21 protein-coding genes are annotated in these 19,468 nt (G+C 69.1%); 5 read left to right on the top strand and 16 right to left on the bottom strand.

What is annotated here, in order from left to right; all coding sequences use genetic code 11:
* Nucleotides 1–58 precede the first annotated feature (58 nt).
* The 6 genes from AC4HOU_RS17610 to sigE all read right to left on the bottom strand — a co-directional run bounded on the left by AC4HOU_RS17610 (nt 59) and on the right by sigE (nt 4,806).
* On the bottom strand, nt 59–514 hold the full coding sequence (locus AC4HOU_RS17610) for a hypothetical protein (protein WP_490724769.1): 456 nt from the start codon (nt 512–514) through the stop codon (nt 59–61).
* A gap of 238 nt (nt 515–752) precedes the next feature.
* The gene (locus AC4HOU_RS17605; RefSeq protein WP_163809205.1) at nt 753–1,613 is read right to left on the bottom strand and encodes a hypothetical protein; all 861 of its coding nucleotides are present in this window, start codon (nt 1,611–1,613) and stop codon (nt 753–755) included.
* A gap of 52 nt (nt 1,614–1,665) precedes the next feature.
* Entirely contained in the window at nt 1,666–2,082 is a 417-nt protein-coding gene (gene tatB / locus AC4HOU_RS17600; protein WP_163809207.1) for a Sec-independent protein translocase protein TatB, read from the bottom strand.
* Nucleotides 2,083–2,115: 33 nt separating this feature from the next.
* Complete coding sequence (locus AC4HOU_RS17595; protein WP_195006774.1) at nt 2,116–3,645, bottom strand: S1C family serine protease; 1,530 nt, start codon at nt 3,643–3,645, stop codon at nt 2,116–2,118.
* 10 nt (nt 3,646–3,655) lie between these two features.
* Entirely contained in the window at nt 3,656–4,048 is a 393-nt protein-coding gene (locus tag AC4HOU_RS17590) for a hypothetical protein (RefSeq protein ID WP_163809216.1), read from the bottom strand.
* A 77-nt stretch (nt 4,049–4,125) separates the two neighbouring features.
* Entirely contained in the window at nt 4,126–4,806 is a 681-nt protein-coding gene (sigE, locus tag AC4HOU_RS17585) for an RNA polymerase sigma factor SigE (RefSeq protein WP_228806653.1), read from the bottom strand.
* A gap of 258 nt (nt 4,807–5,064) precedes the next feature.
* On the opposite strand from sigE, the gene AC4HOU_RS17580 reads away from it, so the two are divergent.
* From AC4HOU_RS17580 to AC4HOU_RS17565, 4 genes are read left to right on the top strand one after another with little or no spacing between them, the layout of a single operon-like run.
* Nucleotides 5,065–5,703 (top strand): O-methyltransferase, encoded by a 639-nt coding sequence (locus AC4HOU_RS17580; protein ID WP_163809218.1) that lies wholly within the window; start codon nt 5,065–5,067, stop codon nt 5,701–5,703.
* A 47-nt stretch (nt 5,704–5,750) separates the two neighbouring features.
* On the top strand, nt 5,751–6,416 hold the full coding sequence (locus tag AC4HOU_RS17575) for a TetR/AcrR family transcriptional regulator (RefSeq protein ID WP_194991264.1): 666 nt from the start codon (nt 5,751–5,753) through the stop codon (nt 6,414–6,416).
* Between the two features lie 18 nt (nt 6,417–6,434).
* The gene (locus AC4HOU_RS17570) at nt 6,435–7,388 is read left to right on the top strand and encodes an ABC transporter ATP-binding protein (protein ID WP_490724768.1); all 954 of its coding nucleotides are present in this window, start codon (nt 6,435–6,437) and stop codon (nt 7,386–7,388) included.
* The gene (locus tag AC4HOU_RS17565) at nt 7,385–9,046 is read left to right on the top strand and encodes an ABC transporter permease (protein ID WP_490724767.1); all 1,662 of its coding nucleotides are present in this window, start codon (nt 7,385–7,387) and stop codon (nt 9,044–9,046) included. The genes AC4HOU_RS17570 and AC4HOU_RS17565 overlap by 4 nt, the downstream gene beginning before the upstream one ends.
* A 51-nt stretch (nt 9,047–9,097) precedes the next feature.
* Here the strand turns inward: AC4HOU_RS17565 and glgC are convergent, their stop codons facing one another.
* Nucleotides 9,098–10,312 (bottom strand): glucose-1-phosphate adenylyltransferase, encoded by a 1,215-nt coding sequence (gene glgC, locus AC4HOU_RS17560; protein WP_138455576.1) that lies wholly within the window; start codon nt 10,310–10,312, stop codon nt 9,098–9,100.
* A gap of 128 nt (nt 10,313–10,440) precedes the next feature.
* On the opposite strand from glgC, the gene glgA reads away from it, so the two are divergent.
* Nucleotides 10,441–11,610, top strand: a complete 1,170-nt coding sequence (glgA, locus tag AC4HOU_RS17555) for a glycogen synthase (RefSeq protein WP_490724849.1) — start codon at nt 10,441–10,443, stop codon at nt 11,608–11,610.
* 4 nt (nt 11,611–11,614) lie between these two features.
* On the opposite strand, the gene AC4HOU_RS17550 is transcribed toward glgA, so the two are convergent.
* From AC4HOU_RS17550 to AC4HOU_RS17510, 9 genes are all read right to left on the bottom strand, one after another.
* Nucleotides 11,615–12,451 (bottom strand): putative RNA methyltransferase, encoded by an 837-nt coding sequence (locus tag AC4HOU_RS17550; protein ID WP_490724766.1) that lies wholly within the window; start codon nt 12,449–12,451, stop codon nt 11,615–11,617.
* Nucleotides 12,452–12,482: 31 nt separating this feature from the next.
* Nucleotides 12,483–12,650 carry a DUF3117 domain-containing protein gene (locus AC4HOU_RS17545; protein WP_011211259.1) on the bottom strand — a complete coding sequence of 56 codons (168 nt, stop codon included), beginning with the start codon at nt 12,648–12,650 and terminating at the stop codon, nt 12,483–12,485.
* 165 nt (nt 12,651–12,815) lie between these two features.
* The gene (locus AC4HOU_RS17540; RefSeq protein WP_194991262.1) at nt 12,816–13,376 is read right to left on the bottom strand and encodes a DNA-3-methyladenine glycosylase I; all 561 of its coding nucleotides are present in this window, start codon (nt 13,374–13,376) and stop codon (nt 12,816–12,818) included.
* The gene (locus AC4HOU_RS17535; RefSeq protein ID WP_163809241.1) at nt 13,373–13,729 is read right to left on the bottom strand and encodes a DivIVA domain-containing protein; all 357 of its coding nucleotides are present in this window, start codon (nt 13,727–13,729) and stop codon (nt 13,373–13,375) included. The genes AC4HOU_RS17540 and AC4HOU_RS17535 overlap by 4 nt, the downstream gene beginning before the upstream one ends.
* Before the next feature lie 191 nt (nt 13,730–13,920).
* A complete protein-coding gene (locus AC4HOU_RS17530; RefSeq protein WP_163809243.1) occupies nt 13,921–15,057 on the bottom strand; it encodes an Mrp/NBP35 family ATP-binding protein in 1,137 nt (378 codons plus the stop codon).
* A 19-nt stretch (nt 15,058–15,076) separates the two neighbouring features.
* Nucleotides 15,077–15,946 (bottom strand): lytic transglycosylase domain-containing protein, encoded by an 870-nt coding sequence (locus tag AC4HOU_RS17525; RefSeq protein WP_490724848.1) that lies wholly within the window; start codon nt 15,944–15,946, stop codon nt 15,077–15,079.
* A gap of 165 nt (nt 15,947–16,111) precedes the next feature.
* Nucleotides 16,112–17,449 carry a lytic transglycosylase domain-containing protein gene (locus AC4HOU_RS17520; protein WP_490724765.1) on the bottom strand — a complete coding sequence of 446 codons (1,338 nt, stop codon included), beginning with the start codon at nt 17,447–17,449 and terminating at the stop codon, nt 16,112–16,114.
* Nucleotides 17,450–17,567: 118 nt separating this feature from the next.
* Nucleotides 17,568–18,179, bottom strand: a complete 612-nt coding sequence (locus AC4HOU_RS17515) for a DUF1003 domain-containing protein (RefSeq protein ID WP_175585755.1) — start codon at nt 18,177–18,179, stop codon at nt 17,568–17,570.
* Nucleotides 18,172–19,458: a magnesium transporter MgtE N-terminal domain-containing protein gene (locus tag AC4HOU_RS17510; RefSeq protein ID WP_194992390.1), complete on the bottom strand. Its 1,287-nt coding sequence runs from the start codon at nt 19,456–19,458 to the stop codon at nt 18,172–18,174. The genes AC4HOU_RS17515 and AC4HOU_RS17510 overlap by 8 nt, the downstream gene beginning before the upstream one ends.
* Nucleotides 19,459–19,468: the final 10 nt, after the last annotated feature.

The following is a 19,468-nucleotide window of genomic DNA, read 5'->3' as shown; positions in this document are numbered from 1 at the left end:
CGCCGAACATGTCGCCGCCCACGACGGTGGAATCGCGGCTGTGGGGATCGTCCAGCCGTCAGTGCGCTCCGGGCTTGTCGTCGTCGGCGGCGGTGGGTGAATCCGCGGCCGGGCCGTCGGCGTCGGCCGTCGGCGGTGTGGGAGATGGCTGGGTGTTCGGCTCGGAGACAAGTTCGGCATCGCCCGGCGATGTCCCGTCGGGATCGGCAGGTGCCTGCTCGTCCGTGTCGGTGGACGTCTGCCTACCGGAGTCGCCACGGTCGCCCTCGCCGGTGCCGGGTCGACGGTGCCCGGGCCCCGCGTTGGCTCCGGCGTCGTCCCCGATTCCGCTCGGCTCGGAGGCCGCCGACGCATCGTCGGAGCGCAGATGTTCGGGCCCGGATTCGTCGGCGAGCCGGGCCTGCAATTCGGCCACCGTGACGTGGGCGCGGCGATGCTCGGCGGGCTTGCGGATGAAGATGGCGATGGTCACCAGCAATCCGATTGCGATCAGTGCGATCGCAATGATCGTCATCACATTCACCTGTGCCTCCGCGTCATGTGATTGCCGGAAAACCGGGACCGAGCAGAGCCGGCGCCGTCGAATGGTTACTTCCTGGCTATCTAAGCATGCGGCGGTACGGTGCGCGGCCGAGGGTGAGCGTTCAAGCACAAGGCGTCGCCGGATGCCAAGCCGTTGCGGCCGAATGCACCGACGTGCCCGGATCTGTGTCGGGACGGATTCGCCGCCGGGATTCAGCAGCGGGCGGGATTCAGCGGCGGGTGCGCAGCGCCTGCGGCCGCACCTCGGCCGGCTCATGGCGATACACCGGCGTCAGCATCTCGGCCTCCAGCGGTTCACCGGTCGCGCGGTCGAAGCGCACCGCGATCAATACCGAGAACCGTCGGGTGCCCGCGCGTTCGTGCAGCCCGGCGAGCCGAGTCGCCAGCAGCCGGACAGCACCGAGCGAGCCGGGCGGATGCAGGCCGTCGATCACCAGGATCGAGCCCTGACCGTCGGGGCGCGGGAGCCGGGCGAGATAGGCGATGTCGTGCGGGTCGGGACCGGAGGGCCGATACACCCGCCGCGCGGCTCGATCCTCGATACCGCGACGGCCGTCGCCGGCACGGGCCACCGAGCGCCGCAGCCGGGGATCGGCGGCGATGAGCTGACGCAGGCTCGGCGAGAGTTCGGGCCCGCCGAGCACGATCAGCCCGTCGCGGTTGAGATCGAGGGGATGTCCCGGCGGGAACTGTTCGACGGTGACCGCGAATCCCAGCTCCCGCAGTAGATCCGCCAGCCGCGGTGCCGCGGCCGGATCGGGGGCGCCGATCAATCGGCCGGTACGCACCCGGGGCGTGAGAACGGTGAGCGCGCCGTGCCCGAAGAACAAGCCCTCCGGTGCCGGGCCCTGCGTGCTCACCTGATGGATGCGCGCCCGGGAAAGCCCGGCCGCCGCACCGATTCTGGCGAACGTCCAGCCCTCGGCATGCAATTCACGGATCACCGCGCGACGAATTCGCGTGAGCTCGTTGATGGTCTGCTGCGCCGCCGCGACACCGTCAGTGGCTGCCTTGAGGCGCTCGACCTTGTCCTCGATCGCGAACACCCGCGCCACGTCATCGGCCGACATGTGCGAAGTGTAGACAGCGTAAGCCGGACGGGTGTCTAGTTCGCTTGACAGATCAGGTGGCGTCGGTGTCGATCGGCGGACGTTCGTTGCGCTCCAACGGTTTCTCCGGCTTCGGCGCTGGGTAACCCGGCATACCGCTATTGGTGCCGTAGAGGTCCTGCTTGTCCGGCATGGCCTTGCCGATATCGCTGAACAGCGAATCGTCACCGTTCAGAAGGTGTTTGGTCACCATCGACTTCGGGGTCATGCCGCGCAGCTCGTTCAGGTCGGCGAGCGGCTTACGCAGATCCTCGAATTCGGGGCCGAGCTCCTGCTTCAACTGCGCCGTCGCGCCACTGGCGTAATCGCGCACCTGCCGCAGGCTGCGCGTGGTCCAGCGCACGGCACCGGGCAAGCGCTCCGGGCCGAGGATGACGAGGGCGGCCACGAGCAGGATCACCATCTCGCTCCACCCGATGTTGCTGAACACCAGACCAGGCTACCGCGCGCCGGGGCCGCCGGATCAGTCGGATTCCAGGGTGACCGGAACGTCCACCTGCCGGCCTTCCCGGATCAACCGCACCGTCACCGTCTCACCGATCTTGTTCGCCTGCACCGCGACGACCAGCTCTTCCGGCCCCGTCACCTCACGATCGCCGACCTTGACGACGACGTCGCCCTCCACGATGCCCGCCCGCGCGGCGGGCCCGCCCGGCGCCACATCGGCCACCTCGGCGCCGCTCATCGCCTCGTTGGCGACGGCCTTGGTGCGGGCGCTCAGGCCGATCACCGGATGATGCTTGACGCCGTCGCGGATCAGGGTCTGCGCGACGTCGGTGACCACGTCCACCGGCACGGCGAAGCCGAGGCCGACCGAACCGCCGGTCTCGCTGCGGATGGCGGTGTTGATGCCGATGACCCGGCCCTCCATGTCCACCAGCGCGCCACCGGAGTTACCGGGGTTGATCGAGGCGTCGGTCTGCACCGCATCGATGACGGCCTTGGTGTCGCTGCCCTCGCCCTCGAGCTTCACCGGGCGATGCAAGGCGCTGACGATGCCGGAGGTGACCGTTTTGCTCAGTCCCAGTGGGGAACCGATCGCCAGCACGGCGTCGCCGACGCGGACGTCCTCGGACTTACCGAGCTGAGCAACAGTGAGATTTTTCACATCGACCTTCAAGACCGCGAGGTCGGTTTTGGTGTCGCGGCCGACGATGTTCGCGGGTACCCGGGTGCCGTCGGAGAACATCACCTGGATCTTGGCGTTGCCGGAACCGTCCTGGGCGGCCATGGAGATGACGTGATTGTTGGTGGCGATGTAGCCGTTGCCATCGATGACCACACCGGAGCCGGTGGCGCCGTTGTCGCCGACGGTCGTGCGGATCGAGACCACCGAGGGCAGCACCGCATCGGCGACCTGGGCGATCTGACCGTGCGGCTGCTCGGGATCTCCGGTCTGCTCGAGGGCGACCTTGCGTGAGGTCAGCGTGGAGGCCGTCTCCGCGGTCAGCCGGCCGACGAGGCCGCCGATCAGGCCGATGACCAAGGCGATGGCGGCCAGCAGCGCCAGCGCGCGCGGTGCCACCCGGGAACCGAACAGCACCTCGCGCGCCGACAGCTTGGTGGCTTCGGCCTGCGTCCGGGCCGCGGGGGTGGGCAGGGCGGGCGCACCGAGGCGGGCGCCGGATTCCGGGTCACGCCACGGATCGGCGGGGCCTGCGATCTCGGTCTGGCCGGTGACGGCGTCGGGATCACGCTGGAGGAGTTCGTCGGAGCCTTCCGGGCGGCCGAACGCCTCGGCCAGCACGGCGTCCGGCGGCCGGTTCTGCACCGGGTCGGGGCCCTGGGCGGCGGTGGCCGAGCCGGGGCGTGGTGCGAAGGATCCGGCCTGGCCGTTGGGGCGGCGGAAGGCACGAGCGGTGTGGGTATCCACGTGCGGGCGGTATACCGGGCGCGGCCCGAGCACGGGCGCGTCCGGCGGCCGCAGGTTCCCCCTGTTGGCCGCCGAATCCGAGGTGTCGGCCGATCCGGTGTTCGTCGATTCGGTGGTCACGCGCCAAACTCTACTTGCGCCACCACGTTGTCCACCGCCTACTGTCGAAGCTCGCCGCGAAAGACGCACCGAGGAAACCGGAAACGGCCTCGTCACGGGAATTGCGCGCCGCGGCGGCGGAACGATCGGTGCCGGGAAGTTCGCCGAGCGGAATGCGGGTCAGGCTGTCGTGCAGTCCGTGCGGGATGGAGATCTGGGCGGCCCGGCGCAATGCGATGCGCGCCTGCTGCTGGGCTTCGACCTCGGCCGCGCATTCGGGGCAGACGGAAATGTGCTGGGCGGCACGCAGATACGCGTTCATCCGCAGTTCGCCGTCCACATAGGCGGCGACGGCCTCACTCGCCAGATGCTCGGTGGAACGGAAACGCGGTGAACGACCTGACGTACCGGAGTCGCCAACCATTCGGTGCTCATCCTTCCAACCGACTCGATCACGGCCGGGCGCGGCGCCACGGCCGGAGATCACCCGTTCTTGCTGGTTCAGGACTCGCTCGCCGCGTCGGCGAACCGGTCCTGGGTTCCATTATGCGCAAGGTGCTCGCGCAGTGCCTGACGGCCGCGATGGATCCGGCTGCGGACGGTGCCCAGTTTCACCCCGAGCGTGGCGCCGATCTCCTCGTAGGACAGCCCCTCGATATCGCACAGCACGACCGCGGCGCGGAACTCCGGCGCCAGCGCGTCCAGCGCCGATTGCAGGTCGGGGTCGAGGCGGGCGTCGTGGTAGACCTGCTCGGGTCCTGGGCCCTGGGCCGGCACCCGGTCGTAGTCCTCGGGCAGCGCTTCCATCCGGATGCGGCTGCGGCGGCGGACCATGTCCAGGAACAGGTTGGTGGTGATGCGGTGCAGCCAGCCCTCGAAGGTGCCCGGCTGATAGTTCGACAGTGAGCGGAAGACCCGGATGAAGGTCTCCTGGGTGAGATCCTCGGCGTCCTGGGCGTCGCCGGAGAGACGGTAGGCCAGCCGGTAGACCCGGTCGGCGTGTTCGCGGACCAGTTCGTCCCAGGTGGGCATGACGGAGCGATCGCCGGTGGCATCGAAGGCCGCGGTGCCGGTCAGTTCGTCCTCGGCCACCTCCGCGACCTCGGCCAGTTCCAGTGCGGTGACCTCGCGCTGCGTCGGCAGCTCGGGCAGGGTGGCGTACTCGCGCGCCGCATCGACCATGTGGATGGGAAATACCTCCTACTCGGGACCGAGGCGTCGGAGTTCGAGCAGCGGTCCGGGTCCACGGACCGTCGCTGTCGGGTACAACCGATAGAAGGTGTCCGGTTGTTCCCGACCCGGTGTTCTGGCTCTGACGCCGCCGGTCGGCTGGTCTTGCGTGCTGCCTACTCTTTCCTGTCGCGATATGGCCTGTGTATGGAGATCCTGAGGGACACCTGAGAATGTTTCGGGCCGCTGGTCACGGTTTGGCATAGCCTCATGGGCGTGGCATCGAATCTGGAGCGAAATCTCGCCTACGTGGAGGAATCCGTCGTGGAGGACGAGATCCTCGTCAGCGCCCGGGAACGGGCCACCGAGCTGGGCGCCGCGCCGGTGGCTCCGTCGGTGGGTGCGTTGCTGAGCATGTACGCCCAGATGCTCGGCGCGCGGGCCGTGGTCGAGGTGGGCACCGGCGCGGGGATCAGTGGCCTGTGGCTGCTGGACGGTATGCGCGAGGACGGCACGCTGACCACGATCGATTCCGAGCCGGAGCATCAGCGCGCGGCCAAAGAGGCGTTCCGGGCCGCCGATATCCCGCTCGCGCGCACCCGGCTGATCAACGGCCGCGCCCTCGATGTGCTGCCGCGCCTGGCCGACGGCGCCTACGACCTGGTGTTCATCGATGCCGCGCCGGTCGAGCATCCGCAGTACGTCGCCGAAGGGGTGCGGTTGCTGCGCGAGGGTGGAGCGATTCTGCTGCACAACGCACTGCTCGGCGGGCGGGTGCCCGATCCGGCGCAGCGCGACGCGGCAACGCAGGCGGTGCGCGCGGCGACCAGGGCCATCGCCGAGGACCCCAACCTGACCAGCGTGTTGATTCCGGTGGGTGACGGGCTGCTCTGCGCCTCCCGTGGCTAAGGGAGCCATTGACGGCCGATTGAACGAGTGTTTAGTATATTGAACATGTGTTTAACCGACCAGCCGTACCGGAAGGATCCGCCCCGGATCTGAGCACTCGTGCACGCATTCGCGACGCCGCCATCACCGTCTTCGGTGAGCAGGGGTTCAACGTCGGAGTACGTGCCATCGCCACCGCAGCCGGCGTCTCGCCGGGCCTCGTCAATCACCATTTCGGATCGAAAGACGGGTTGCGCGAGGAATGTGACGACTACGTACGCAAGGTCATCCGCGATGCCAAGCTGGATTCGGTCGAGCGTCCGGCGCCGTCGAACATCCTCGGTCAGCTCGCCGAGATCGAAAGCTTCGGTCCGGTCATCGCCTATATCGTCCGAAGTTTTCAGGCGGGCGGCGCGTTGGCGGGCCTGCTGTTCGAGCACATGGTGTCCGACGTCGAGCAGTATCTGCGCGCCGGCATCGCGGCGGGCACGATCCGCGCCCCCCGCGATCTGCACGCGACGGCCCGCTATCTGGCGCTGAACAACGGCGGCGGATTGATGCTCTTCCTGCAACTGTATGCCGCCGAACACGACGGCCCTCTCGACTACGGCAAGGCTCTGCGCGCCTACGCCGATCAGATGCTTCTCCCCGGCGTCGAGCTGTTCACCAACGGACTGCTGACCGGCCCGATGATGCTCGACGCCCTGCTCGATCAACCGAGTCCAGATACCTAGATCTCCTCAGGAGTTCCCATGACATCGGCAATCCACGTCCGGGATCTGCACAAACACTTCGGCCAGGTCCGTGCGCTCGACGGGCTGGACCTGGAAGTGAACCAGGGCGAGGTGCACGGCTTCCTCGGGCCCAACGGTGCCGGCAAATCCACCACCATCCGCATCCTGCTCGGTGTGCTGGCGCGCACCTCCGGCGAGGTTCGGCTGCTGCGCCGCGATCCGTGGGTGGACGCGGTCGAGCTGCACCGCCAGATCGCTTATGTGCCAGGCGATGTCACGTTGTGGCCGTCGCTGTCCGGTGGCGAGACGATCGACCTGCTCGCACGGATGCGCGGCGGTATCGATACCGCTCGGCGCGCCGAATTGATCGAGCGATTCGAACTCGATCCGCGTAAGAAGGCCCGCACCTATTCGAAGGGCAATCGGCAGAAGGTCGCGCTGGTGTCGGCGTTCTCGTCGAACGCCGAACTGCTGCTGCTCGATGAGCCGACCTCGGGCCTGGATCCCTTGATGGAGCAGGTGTTCCGTGACTGCGTGGCCGAGGCTGCCGAACGTGGGGTCACGGTCCTGCTGTCGAGCCACATCCTGTCGGAAGTGGAGGTGCTGTGCGAGCGGGTGACCATCATCAGGTCAGGGCGCACCGTGGAAAGCGGCACGCTGGCCTCGATGCGTCACCTCAGCCGCACCTCGATCACCGCCGAATTGACCGGTGACCCGGGCGATCTCGGTGCGCTGCCCGGGGTGGCCGATGTGCGCCTCGACGATCACACGCTGCGGTGCCAGGTCGACAGTGAGCATCTGGGTGAGCTGATCCGCATTCTCGGCGATGCCGGAGTGCGCAGTCTGGTGAGCCAGCCGCCGACGCTGGAAGAGCTGTTCATGCGCCACTATTCGACCAACGGCGACGGCTTTCCCGATTCAGGCGATGCGTCGAGCGCTTCCGACTCCGAGCTGGTGAAGGTGCAGAAATGACCACCGCAACGCTGTCGAGGTCCGGTGAGCACCGCGCGGCCGCGCGCTACGGCACGGTCTCCGGATTCGCCGGCACCGCCCGCATGCTCGGCCTGGCGCTGCGCCGCGACCGAATCATCTTGCCCGCCTGGGTATTACTGCTGTCGGTGCCCTTGGGCAGCGTGTACGTCTCGAGCATCGAAACGGTCTATCCGACCGAGGCCGACCGGGCCTCCTTCGCCGATTCGATCCTGGCGAGTCCATCGCAGCTGGCCATGTACGGGCCGATCTACAACACCAGTATCGGCGCTGTCGGGGTATGGAAAGCGGGGATGTTCTTCACCCTGGTAGCGGTGGCGACCATTCTCACCGTCATCCGGCACACCAGGGCCGAGGAGGAGACCAGCCGCACCGAGCTGGTGGCCTCCACCTCGGTAGGGCGCTTCGCCGGGCTCACCGCGGCGCTGGTGCTGGGCCTCGGCGGTGCGCTGGCCACCGGTCTGATCGGCGCGTTGAGCCTGGCGGCGACGGGCGTTCCGGCCGACGGATCGCTGGCATTCGGTGCGGCGCTGGCCGGCTCCGGCATGGTGTTCGCGGCGGTAGCCGCGGTCGCCGCGCAGCTCACCACCGGCGCCCGGCTGGCGCGCGGAATCGCGTTCGGCGTGCTCGCGCTGACCTACACGCTGCGCGCGGTGGGTGACGCCCAGGCCGGTAACGGTCCGGTGAGCCCGCTGACCTGGTTGTCGCCGTCGGGCTGGTCGCTGCAGGTGCGGGCCTTCGCCGGGGACCGCTGGTGGGTCCTGGCGCTGCATCTGGTGACGGTGGCGGTGTGCGTCTGCGCTGCCTATCTGCTGCTGATGCGCCGCGATGTCGGAGCGGGCCTGATCGCCGAACGACTCGGCGCGCCTGCGGCCGGTGCCGGGCTGTCCGGCCCGCTGGGGCTGGCCTGGCGGCTGCAACGGGGCACCCTGCTGGCCTGGACGATCGGTCTCGGCCTGTACGGCCTGCTGATCGGCAGCGTGGTGCACGGTATCGGTGACGAACTCGGCTCCAACCAGACCATTCGCGATCTCATCACTCGGATGGGCGGCACCGAATCGCTGGAGGACTCGATGGTCACCTACGCGTTCACCATGCTCGGTGTCGCGGGTTCGGCCTACGCCATCTCGGCCACCCTGCGCATGTTCGGTGAGGAGAGCAGCGGTCACGCCGAGACCGTCGTCACCGGGGCCGTCGGCCGGGTGCGGTGGGCGCTGTCGCATCTGCTGTTCGCGCTGGGTGGCCCGGTGCTGGCCATGCTGACCGCAGGCCTGCTCGGTGGGCTGGTGTACGGCTTGGCAGCCGACGATATCGGCGGCAAGCTGCCCGGTGTGCTGGCCGCCGCACTGGTCCAGCTTCCCGCGATCTGGTTGTTCGTCGCGGTCACCGTGGCCCTGTTCGGGCTCGCGCCGCGTTGGACGCCGGTGGCGTGGGGTGTGCTGACAGCAGCGATCGCGGTCTTCCTGCTCGGCTCGGTGTCGGGGGCGCCGCAGTGGCTGCGCAATCTCGAACCGTTCAATCATGCCCCGAAGGTGCCGGGATCGGAGTTCACCGCGACCCCGGTGCTGGTGGTCACCCTGCTGGCGGCGGCCCTGCTGGCCGTCGGCCTGGTCGGTTGGCGCGGGCGGGACCTGCGCTGAACCGAGGCGGGCAGCGCCCCTCGACGACGCGGTCGGGGGCGCTGCCCGGCCTCACACCCAGGTGCCCTTACCGACGGTGACGACGCCGCCGTTGCTGATGGCGAACCGGTCGCGGTCGCGCTCGAGGTCGACGCCGATGATCTCGCCCTCGGAGACCACCACGTTCTTGTCCAGGATGGCGCGCCGCACCACCGCGCCCTTACCGATGCGCACGCCCGGCATCAGCACGCTGCCCTCGACGGTGGCGCCGTCGTCGACCACCACATTGGCGCTGAGCACCGAATTGCGCACGGTGGCGGCGGACAAAATCGAGCCCGCGCCGACGATGGATTCCTGCGCCAGCCCGCCCTGAGCGAACTTGGCGGGCGGCAGATTCTCCGCGGCGCCGCGGATCGGCCAGTGCTTGTTGTAGAGGTTGAACACCGGATGCACCGACACCAGGTCCATATGCGCCTCGTAGAAGGCGTCGATGGTGCCGACATCGCGCCAGTAGCCGCGATCGCGGTCGGTGGCACCCGGGACGTCGTTGTCGGCGAAGTCGTAGACGGCGGCCTGACCGGCGGCGACCAGCTTCGGGATGATGTCGCCGCCCATATCGTGGTCGGAATCGGAATTGTCGGCGTCGGCGCGGATCGAATCGACCAGCACCCTGGTGGTGAACACGTAATTGCCCATGGACGCGAAGGTCGAATTCGGATCGTCCGGGGTGCCGGGCGGATGCGCCGGCTTCTCCAGGAACTGGGTGATGCGCCCGGATTCGTCGGAGTCGATGCAACCGAACGCACTGGCCTGGCTGCGCGGCACCCGGATACCGGCCACGGTGACCCCGGCGCCGGACTCGATGTGGTGGGCCACCATCTGCTCGGGGTCCATCCGGTAGACGTGGTCGGCGCCGAACACCACGATGTAGTCGGGGTCCTCGTCGTAGATCAGATTCAGCGACTGCATGATCGCGTCGGCGCTGCCGGTGTACCAGCGCGGCCCGAGCCGCTGCTGCGCGGGCACCGGCGTGATGTATTCGCCCGCGAAACCCGACAGGCGCCAGGTCTGCGAGATATGCCGGTCCAGCGAATGCGATTTGTACTGGGTGAGCACGCACAGCCGCAGATATCCGGCGTTGACGAGGTTGCTGAGGACGAAGTCGATGAGGCGGTAGGCACCGCCGAACGGGACCGCCGGCTTGGCGCGGTCGGCGGTGAGTGGAAAGAGTCGCTTGCCCTCGCCACCGGCGAGCACGATTCCGAGTACGTGCGGCTGGCTCCTCACACTGTCAAACTACCGAACCTCACGCCAGGAGGTGGGGCGGCGTGCGAGTGGCCCGGGCCCGGTCGAGCGTCTACGTTGAATCCGTGAGTTTCGCGCACCCGACGGCGATGACGGAGCCGGCGGATCGGCTGCGGGTCGCCATGCTGACCCGCGAATACCCGCCGGAGGTCTATGGCGGTGCGGGCGTGCACGTCACCGAGCTGGTGGCCGAGCTGCGTGCCCTCGCCGAGGTCACCGTGCACTGTATGGGCGCCCCGCGCGACGACGCCGTGGTCCACCAACCCGACACCCACCTCTACGCCGCCAATCCCGCGATCCAGATGATGTCGGCCCAGCTCCGGATGGCCGATGCGACCGGCGAGGTCGACGTGGTGCATTCGCACACCTGGTACACGGGCCTGGCCGGGCATCTGTCGTCCACCCTCTACGGCATTCCGCATGTGCTGACCGCGCATTCGCTGGAACCGCGGCGGCCGTGGAAGGCCGAGCAGCTCGGCGGCGGCTATCGGCTGTCGTCATGGTCGGAACGCAATGCCGTCGAACACGCCGACGCCATCATCGCCGTCAGCGCGGGGATGCGCCGGGATGTGCTCGACGCCTACCCGGCGGTGGATCCCGCACGGGTGCATGTGGTGCACAACGGCATCGACGCCTCGGTCTGGCATCCCGGCCCACCCGAATCCGGCGCCGAACCCTTCCTGTGGGAGCTGGGGGTGCGCACGGACCGGCCGATCGCGGCCTTCGTCGGGCGGATCACCCGGCAGAAGGGGGTCGGGCACCTGCTGGCCGCCGCCCGCGATTTCGATCCGGAGATCCAGCTGGTGTTGTGCGCGGGCGCGGCCGATACGCCGGAGCTGGCCGCCGAGGTGGCCGCCGCGGTGGACGAGTTGAGCCGTCGCCGCGGCAACGTGTTCTGGGTGCAGGACATGCTGCCCACCGAGCGGATCCGGCAGGTGCTCGCCGCCGCGACCGTCTTCGTCTGCCCGTCGGTGTACGAGCCGCTCGGCATCGTGAACCTGGAAGCGATGGCCTGCGGCACCGCCGTCGTCGCCTCCGATGTCGGCGGCATCCCCGAGGTGGTCGCCGACCGCACCACCGGGCGGCTGGTGCATTACGACCCGGCGGCGCCGGGCGAATACGAGCGCGGCCTGGCCGAGGCGGTGAACGAGCTGGCCGCCGATCAGGTGCTCACGGCCGAATACGGTGCCGCGGGCCGGGCCAGGGCGGTGGCCGAATTCGATTGGTCGCGGATCGCCGCCCAGACCCTCGAGGTCTACGACCATGTGCGCAAACCCTGAGCGGTCAGGTTCCGCTGAGCCGGTAGGTGCTGACCAGCACCGAGGCGGTGACCTCCATGGTGTCCGGCAGGGCCGCGATGCGTGACGCCCCGGCGTCCGTGTGATGGGCCGACGGCCCCATGGCGACAACGTTGGCGATGTCGGTGCGCGAGAGTTTCATCGGGTACTCGACGGCGTCGCGCCCGCACAGTTCGAAATGTCCGGACATGGTGGCGGTCAGCCGATCCTGCTTGTCCGGGTCGACGCTCACCATGCCGAGCGGTTCGATCAGCTCGGCCAGATGCCGGTCGGTGGGAGTGACGACGACGAATCTGCCATCCGGGTGCAAAACCCGCGCTACCTCGCCGGGATTGCGCGGCGCGAATACCGACAGTGCCGCGTCGACGGCGCACTTGCGCAGCGGCAGTCCGCGCCAGGCGTCGGCGACCACCGCCGCGGCCCGCGGATGGGCTCGGGCGCTGCGTCGTCCGGCGGGTTTGGCCACATCCAGTGCGATGCCCAGCGCATGCGGCACCGCGTCCAGCACCCGGGCCAGGTAGTAGCCGGTGCCCGCGCCGATCTCCAGCACGAGCGCGGACGCGCCGGGGCCGAGGTGTGGGGCCCCGGCGAAGGCCGCGACGGTGGCGTCGGCGATCGGCGCGAAATGCCCGCCGCCCTGAAAAGCCGCTCTGGCGTCGAGCATGTCCGCGGTATCGCCGGTCATCTTGGTCGAGGCACCGGTCAGCAGGGTGATGTACCCCTGCTTGGCGATATCGAAGCTGTGCCCCGCGCCGCAACGCAGCGACCGCTCCGACATCGCCAATCCGGCCTGGCATTCCGGGCAGGCCAGCGCACTCGTCACCTGCGTCAGTGCCGAGTGCGTAGTCGGGTGACTAGCTGGTGACACTCTTCAGTTCGTCACCGAGCGCTGCGGCTTCATCCGGCGTGAGCTCTACGACCAGACGCCCGCCACCCTCGAGTGGAACCCGCATGACGATCCCACGCCCTTCCTTGGTTGCCTCGAGGGGACCGTCCCCGGTGCGGGGCTTCATGGCCGCCATCCTCTGCTCCCTCCAGATCTGCGCGGTGTGCTGCGCACTTGCTTGGAACTCCAGTTGTCGCCAACTGGGCAGCTCGCCGGCATGTGGCGAGCTGCACTCGGTCTATTCTTCCTTATCGCCGGAGTGGACGGATACCTGAGTTCGAAATGTGACCGCTCGGTAGGTCTAGGGCGGGTCGCCGCCGACCCAGCAATCGGCCAGGTGATCGTCCACGAGGCCGGTCGCCTGCATCAGCGCGTACGCCGTGGTCGGGCCCACGAATCTGAATCCGCGCCGCTTCAATTCCTTTGCCAGAGCGGTGGATTCGGGTGTGACGGCGGGCACGTCGGCCAGGGTGCGCGGACGTGGGCGCGGGGGTGGAGCGAACGACCAGATCAGCTCGTCGAGGCTGGTGTCGAGGTCGCGGGCGACCTTGGCATTGGCGATGGCCGCATCGATCTTGGCGCGATTGCGCACGATGCCGGGGTCGGCGAGCAGGCGTGCACGGTCGGTGTCGTCGAAGCGGGCCACCTTCTCGATGGCGAACCCAGCGAAGGCGGCCCGGAACGCCGGGCGTTTGCGCAGGATGGTGATCCACGCAAGACCCGATTGGAAGGCCTCGAGGCACAGTCGTTCGAACATCGCGTCGTCGCCGTGCAGCGGGCGGCCCCACTCGGTGTCGTGGTAATCGCGGTAGAGCTGCGAAGGCAGCGACCACGGGCAGCGGACCGGCTCGACGACCGTCATCGCGGATCCGGGCCCACCGGCGGCTGCGTCGGCCCGGGCTGGACGGACGCGGCCGATTGTGCGCCCGCCTCGGCGCGGGCCTGGGCCAGCTGGCCCTGTAGCTCGTCGATGCGCGCGGCGAGCCGGGCCAGCGCCCAATCCACCTCACCGGCCTTGTAGCCGCGCAACACCTGCTGGAACCGCAGCGAGCGCACATCGGCACCGGAGATCCCCTCGACCGGCAGCACCGTCGCGGTGGTGCCCTCCGGTAGCGGCCCCAGCTCCTCCGACCGCCCGAACACCGCCCCCGCGAGCAGGAACAGCACCGCGGCCACCAATCCGACGATCAGCACATACAACAGCAGCGTGAGCATGAGCTGAGCTTATGGGTTGGCACCGACAGGCTCACGCGCGGCAACCGTGGCGACGGCCGGCGACGCGGGCGTCCGGAGCGCGCCGGGTGCGGCGGCCCGCCGGCGACCACTCGCGCGTCGGCACGCCGGGCAGAGCCGGGTCCGACCCGGTGATGTGGTCTGGCGGTGAAGAGACCCGGTTACGCCGCCGCTCAGAGATGACGTGTCGTGTCGATACCCAAAGACATACCCGCCAAGCCACGCCGGCGCACCGCCAGCTTGTCGGCGACCTCGCGCAGCGCCACCGCGGCCGGGTTCTCCGGATCGCGCAGCACGATCGGGGTGCCTTCGTCGCCCGCCTCGCGCAGCGACTGCTCGATCGGGATCTGGCCGAGCAGCGGGACATCGGCGCCGACGGCGCGGGTGAGGCGCTCGGCCACCGCCTGGCCGCCACCGGAACCGTAGAGGTCCATCCTGGTGCCGTCGGGCAGGTCCAGCCAGGACATGTTCTCCACCACGCCCGCGATCCGCTGACGGGTCTGCAAGGCGATGGCGCCCGCGCGCTCGGCCACCTCGGCGGCGGCCGGCTGCGGAGTGGTGACGACCAGGATCTCCGCGTTCGGGATCAGCTGGGCGATGGAGATCGCCACATCGCCGGTGCCGGGCGGCAGGTCGAGCAGCAGCACGTCCAGATCGCCCCAGAACACATCGGCCAGGAACTGTTGCAGCGCGCGGTGCAGCATCGGGCCGCGCCACACCACCGGCGTATTGCCCTGGGTGAACTGGGCGATGGAGATCATCTTCACGTCGTGCGCGATGGGCGGCATGATCATCCGCTCGACCTGGGTGGGCCGGGCGTCGGTGCCGAGCATGCGCGGGACGGAGTGGCCGTAGATGTCGGCGTCGAGCACGCCGACCGAGAGTCCGCGCGCGGCCATGGCGGCGGCGAGATTGACGGTGACACTGGACTTTCCGACGCCACCCTTACCCGAGGCCACCGCGTACACCCTGGTCAGCGAGCCGGGCTGGGCGAAGGGGATGACCGGTTCGGCGGAGTCGCCACGCAACTGCTTACGCAGCTCGGTGCGCTGCTCATCGTTCATCACGTCCAGGTCGACGCTGACCGCGCCGACGCCGGGGACGTCGGCGACCGCCTTGGTCACCCGCTGGGTGATCTCGGTGCGCAGCGGGCAGCCCGCCGTCGTCAGGTAGACCTCGATATGGACATCGCTGTCGGCGCCGATGCTGACGCTTTTCACCATGCCCAGTTCGGTGATCGGTTTGCGAATTTCCGGGTCGTCGACCTTTGCGAGGGCGCCCCGCACGTCCGCTTCCGTTACCACTGGCATGCCGCCGATTTTAGGCGTCTCAGATACGGGGCAGCTGTGCGGGCTGTGGTGCGATGCCGGTGCCGTACGAATTGGCCCACGCCATGACGTTGGCGACGTAGGCCATGGAGTTGTTGTAGCGCAGGATCGCCTTGGACTGCTGGGCCAGATCGCGCATGTCCAGGCCGCCGTCGCAGAGGTATTTGCCCGCCGTCAGGGTGGCGTCGTAGTAGTTCTGCGGGTCGGCGATGCCGTCGCCGTTGCCGTCGGCGGCGTAGTGCGACCAGGTTTCGGGCAGGAACTGCATCGGGCCGACGGCGCGGTCGTAGCCGGCCAGGCCGTCGAGGGCGCCGCCGTCGGAATCGTGGATGACGTTGTTGCCGGCGAGGCTGCCGTCGAGTACCGGGCCGTAGACCGGGTCGAGGGCGTTGCCGTCGGCATCGGCCTTGCCGTTGTAGATGTGGGTCGATTCGACCCGGCCGATGCCGGCGAGCACCGTCCACGGCATGTGGCAGGTGGGGTTCTCGACGGCGAGGGCCTGTTCGGCGGCCACGTAGGCGGCGTGTGCGATGCCCGGGATGCCCATCTGCGCGGCAGGCAGGTCGGCGGGCACCCGATCTTCGGGCAGCGCAACGGTTTTCACCGTCGGCGGGACCGCGCGCGACTGCTTGGCCATCGCGTGGGTGAGGCTTTCCAGGTCGACGACGGTCTGCGCGTCGGCGGCGAAGCTCGCGGTGGCGTCGACGCCCTCGTCGCCGGGCAGGTGGGCCTGGATCGAGGCCGCGGTGGGGTCGGTGCCGACGGCCGATGCGGTGTTGACGGCGACCAATCCGGCGGGAACGAGCCCGGTCAATGCGAGTACGGAGCTCCGCCGAACGGTAGGCGGCGGTTGTTTGCGGTGACGCCCCACGGTGCTGTGACCCTCCATCGACTCAATGAGCCGAGCTCGCCGACGAGGCGCCGACTCCGTTACGAGCCGTTGTCTCAGTCGTGAGCCCTTCGTGACCTACGAAGGAAGGCTACCGCATCCGAGATCTTTTTGTTACTGCTTCGTGATCTGTGTTCCCGTTTGAAATCACTGCGGGGGAGCGGGAAGTGGGACAACGATGCCGAACGGCAGCGTCACCGCCGGCTGCGGCGCCGGCGTGGCGGCGGGTGCGGGCGGGGGACCCGCCTCCGGGGTCGTGGACGGTTCCGCGGGCGGCTGTGCGTTCGGATCGGCCGGCGCGGGCTGAGCCGGATCACCGGGCGCCTGCTGGCCGGGCGCGGGCTGACCGGGCCCGCCCGGATCGGCGGGCGGTGCGGCCGGCGCCGGTTCGGCGGGCGCTCCGGGCTTCGGCATCGGCGCGGGAACCACCTGGCCGGGGGCCGGCGGCGGAGGCGGCGGACAGAAGATGCCGCACGGGATGGGCGGCAGACCGGGAATGATGATCATCGGCTCGCCCTGCGGTGTGGTGGGCGGCACGGTCTGGGTTCCCGGTGGCGGAGCTTCGGGGGTGGTGGTCGCCGCAGTGGTGTCCACCGCGGTCATGTCCGGGCCCATTTCGATCGGCGCGCTGCCCGGCGGGATCAGTTCGGGGGAGATGGTGACCGGGGCGGGGGTGCCGCCGGTGCGATAGGCCGCCGACCAGCTCAGCACGTTGGCCGCGTAGGACATCGAATTGTTGTAGCGCAGTACCGCGCGCAGTTCCTGGGCCGGATCGCGCAGGTTCAGCCCGCCGGAGCAGAGATATTTACCCGCGGCCAGGGTGGCGTCGAAGACGTTGTGCGGATCGGATACGCCGTCGCCGTTGCCGTCGGCGGCATACAGATTCCAGGTGCCGGGCAGGAACTGCATCGGGCCGATGGCGCGCACGTAGCCGCCGTCGGCGGCCTTGATGATCTCGTTGCCCGGCAGGGTGCCGTCGAGCGCCGGGCCGAAGATGGGGGTCACCGAGGTGCCCGCGGCATCGGTGCGGCCGTTGCCCGCGTGGCCGGATTCGATCCGGCCGATGCCCGCGAGCAGATTCCAGGACAGCCCGCAGCCGGGCATCGAGGACTCGAGGGCCAGTTCGGCATTGCGGTAGGCGGCGAGCACCACCTCGGGAATGCCGAGGGTGCCGCCACCGGTGGGCAGCGAAATGCTCTGCAGCGGCACCGTGCCACCGAACGGCGGCGGTGCGCCGTCGGCGGGTGGGGTCATCGCGCGCAGTTTGCGCGGCGGCTCGGGGGCCACGGGGAGCAGGCCGATCGTCTGGGACAGCTTCGAGGATGTGTCGTCGTCGGTGGTGTCGGTGCTGCGCGAGGACGCCGCGAGCAGGGCTTCCGGTGCTTTCGGCGGGGTGGTGGAGGTGGTGGTGTGGGTGGCGGATCCGGTAGCGACCAAGCCGGCGACGACGAGTGCCGAGACGGTTATCGGGGCAGATATTCGCATTCGGCCGTACCAATCCTCTACGTCGCGGGAGGCGACCGTCCCGGACATCCGGGCCGGGTCGCTCTGGACAACGTGATCCAGGTTACCCATCGGTCAGAAGACTGTTGTGTATTTCCGGTCAATCATCGGCGGCGGGTGGTGAAACCGGGGCTGTGCCCTGCTTTCGACCGGAGCTTTTCTTGCGTGTGACCTTTCCGGTCTTGTCTGAGCGAGGCTCGTGCTCCGGCAGTGTCGCCTCGGCGAGTCGGTCGAGTACCTCACGCATCTCGTCGAGTTCGCGGCGCAAGTAGTCACGGGTGGCCACCTCGCCGACGGCCAGGCGCAGCGCGGCCAGTTCGCGGGCCAGGAATTCGGTATCGGCCTTGGTCTGCGCGGCCCGCATCCGGTCTTCTTCGAGCGAGACGCGGTCGCGGTTGTCCTGCCGGTTCTGCGCCAGCAGGATCAGCGGCGCGGCATAGGCGGCCTGGGTGGAGAAGGCCAGATTGAGCAGGATGAACGGGTACGGGTCCCAGCGCAGCGTCACCACGAAGACGTTCAGCAGGATCCAGACGACCACGATCACCGTCTGGATGGCGAGATAGCGGCCGGTGCCGAGGAACCGCGCGATGCGCTCACTGGTGCGCGCCAGCGCCTCGGCGTCCCAATCGAACCGGAAACGCGACTCGACCGGCGTTTCCAGCCGCTGCCGTGCCGGGTTCACGGCCCGTCCGAGGGGAGTCTTGTCAGTCACGGCCGGTCACCCCTTCGTGTAGCTCCTCGTCCTCGCGCCAGTCCTCGGGCAGCAGATGATCGAGCACGTCGTCGACGCTGACGGCGCCGAGCAGGTGGTTCTCCTCGTCCACCACCGGCCCGCAGACCAGGTTGTAGGTGGCGAAGTAGCGGGTGACGGCGGCCAGCGGCGCCTCCGGCCGCAAGGTGGCCAGATCCGTGTCGAGCAGCCCGCCGACCAGATGCGCAGGCGGCTCGCGCAGCAGCTGTTGCAGATGGACGCAGCCCATATAGCGTCCGGTCGGGGTGGAGGTCGGCGGCCGCACCACGAACACCATCGAGGCCAGGGCCGGGGTCAGATCCGGGTTGCGCACCCGGGCCAGCGCCTCGGCCACCGTTGTGGCCGGGGTCAGCACCACCGGGCGCGGCGTCATCAGGCCACCCGCGGTATCCGGGGAGTGGGCGAGCAGCCTGCGCACCGGCTCCGATTCCTCCGGGTCCATCAGCGCCAGCAGCGATTCGGCTTCGTTCTCGGGCAGCTCGCCCAGCAGGTCGGCGGCATCGTCGGGGTCCATCGCCTCGAGCACGTCGGCGGCCCGGCGCACCTCGAGATGGCCGAGCAGATCGACCTGATCGTCATCGGGCAGCTCCTGGACGACGTCGGCGAGGCGTTCGTCGTCGAGCGCGATCGCCACCTCGAGGCGGCGTTTCTCCGGCAGTTCCCGCAGCAGATGCGCCACGTCGGCGGCGCGAAGGCCCTCGAACTGTTCGAGCAGACTGGTGACCTCCTGGCCGGGCCTGCCGATCTCGTACGGTGTCAGCCCGCTGACGTGCTGCCAGTCCACCACGTGCACCGTGCGCCTGCGTCCGAGCCTCCGGTGCCCGCGCACCGCGACCCGCGACACCCGCCAATCCCGTGTCCTGGTCTGCTCCAGGCCGAGATCGACCACGAACACATCCACCCCCGCCAGGTCGGACAGGTCCGGGTCGTGCACGCGCACCGCCGAATCCACGATCTGTGCCAGAGCCAGCAGTTCGCCGGGCCGCTGGGCGAAGCGGCGCAGGCTGACGGTGCCGGTATTGAGGGTGACGTTGCCGGGCTCGATCGAGGTCACCCGCAGCATCGGCACGAAGATCCGCCGCCTGGTCGGCAATTCGACGACCAAGCCGTGTACCCGCGGCTGTTGACGGTCGTAGCGGACTGCCACGACCACGTCGCGGATGCGGCCGATAGACTCGCCGTCCGGTCCCAGCACCGCCAGGCCGGCCAGCCTGGCGACGTAGACCCTGGTAGCTGCCATGACTGCCAGA

Source organism: Nocardia sp. JCM 38205 (assembly GCF_058222935.1).
Note: the sequence above shows the minus strand (reverse complement) of the source record. Positions and strands in the feature narration are given on the sequence as shown.

What these genes read in the sequence shown, in the direction of transcription:
- AC4HOU_RS17605 (WP_163809205.1), bottom strand. Translation starts at nt 1,613, where the DNA reads ATGTCGGCCGATGACGTGGCGCGGGTGTTCGCGATCGAGGACAAGGTC.
- AC4HOU_RS17580 (WP_163809218.1), top strand. Translation starts at nt 5,065, where the DNA reads ATGGGCGTGGCATCGAATCTGGAGCGAAATCTCGCCTACGTGGAGGAA.
- AC4HOU_RS17520 (WP_490724765.1), bottom strand. Translation starts at nt 17,449, where the DNA reads ATGCGAATATCTGCCCCGATAACCGTCTCGGCACTCGTCGTCGCCGGC.
- AC4HOU_RS17610 (WP_490724769.1), bottom strand. Translation starts at nt 514, where the DNA reads ATGACGATCATTGCGATCGCACTGATCGCAATCGGATTGCTGGTGACC.
- AC4HOU_RS17545 (WP_011211259.1), bottom strand. Translation starts at nt 12,650, where the DNA reads ATGGCGGCCATGAAGCCCCGCACCGGGGACGGTCCCCTCGAGGCAACC.
- AC4HOU_RS17510 (WP_194992390.1), bottom strand. Translation starts at nt 19,458, where the DNA reads ATGGCAGCTACCAGGGTCTACGTCGCCAGGCTGGCCGGCCTGGCGGTG.
- AC4HOU_RS17570 (WP_490724768.1), top strand. Translation starts at nt 6,435, where the DNA reads ATGACATCGGCAATCCACGTCCGGGATCTGCACAAACACTTCGGCCAG.
- AC4HOU_RS17565 (WP_490724767.1), top strand. Translation starts at nt 7,385, where the DNA reads ATGACCACCGCAACGCTGTCGAGGTCCGGTGAGCACCGCGCGGCCGCG.
- AC4HOU_RS17590 (WP_163809216.1), bottom strand. Translation starts at nt 4,048, where the DNA reads ATGGTTGGCGACTCCGGTACGTCAGGTCGTTCACCGCGTTTCCGTTCC.
- AC4HOU_RS17535 (WP_163809241.1), bottom strand. Translation starts at nt 13,729, where the DNA reads ATGCTCACGCTGCTGTTGTATGTGCTGATCGTCGGATTGGTGGCCGCG.
- sigE (WP_228806653.1), bottom strand. Translation starts at nt 4,806, where the DNA reads ATGGTCGATGCGGCGCGCGAGTACGCCACCCTGCCCGAGCTGCCGACG.
- AC4HOU_RS17530 (WP_163809243.1), bottom strand. Translation starts at nt 15,057, where the DNA reads ATGCCAGTGGTAACGGAAGCGGACGTGCGGGGCGCCCTCGCAAAGGTC.
- AC4HOU_RS17540 (WP_194991262.1), bottom strand. Translation starts at nt 13,376, where the DNA reads ATGACGGTCGTCGAGCCGGTCCGCTGCCCGTGGTCGCTGCCTTCGCAG.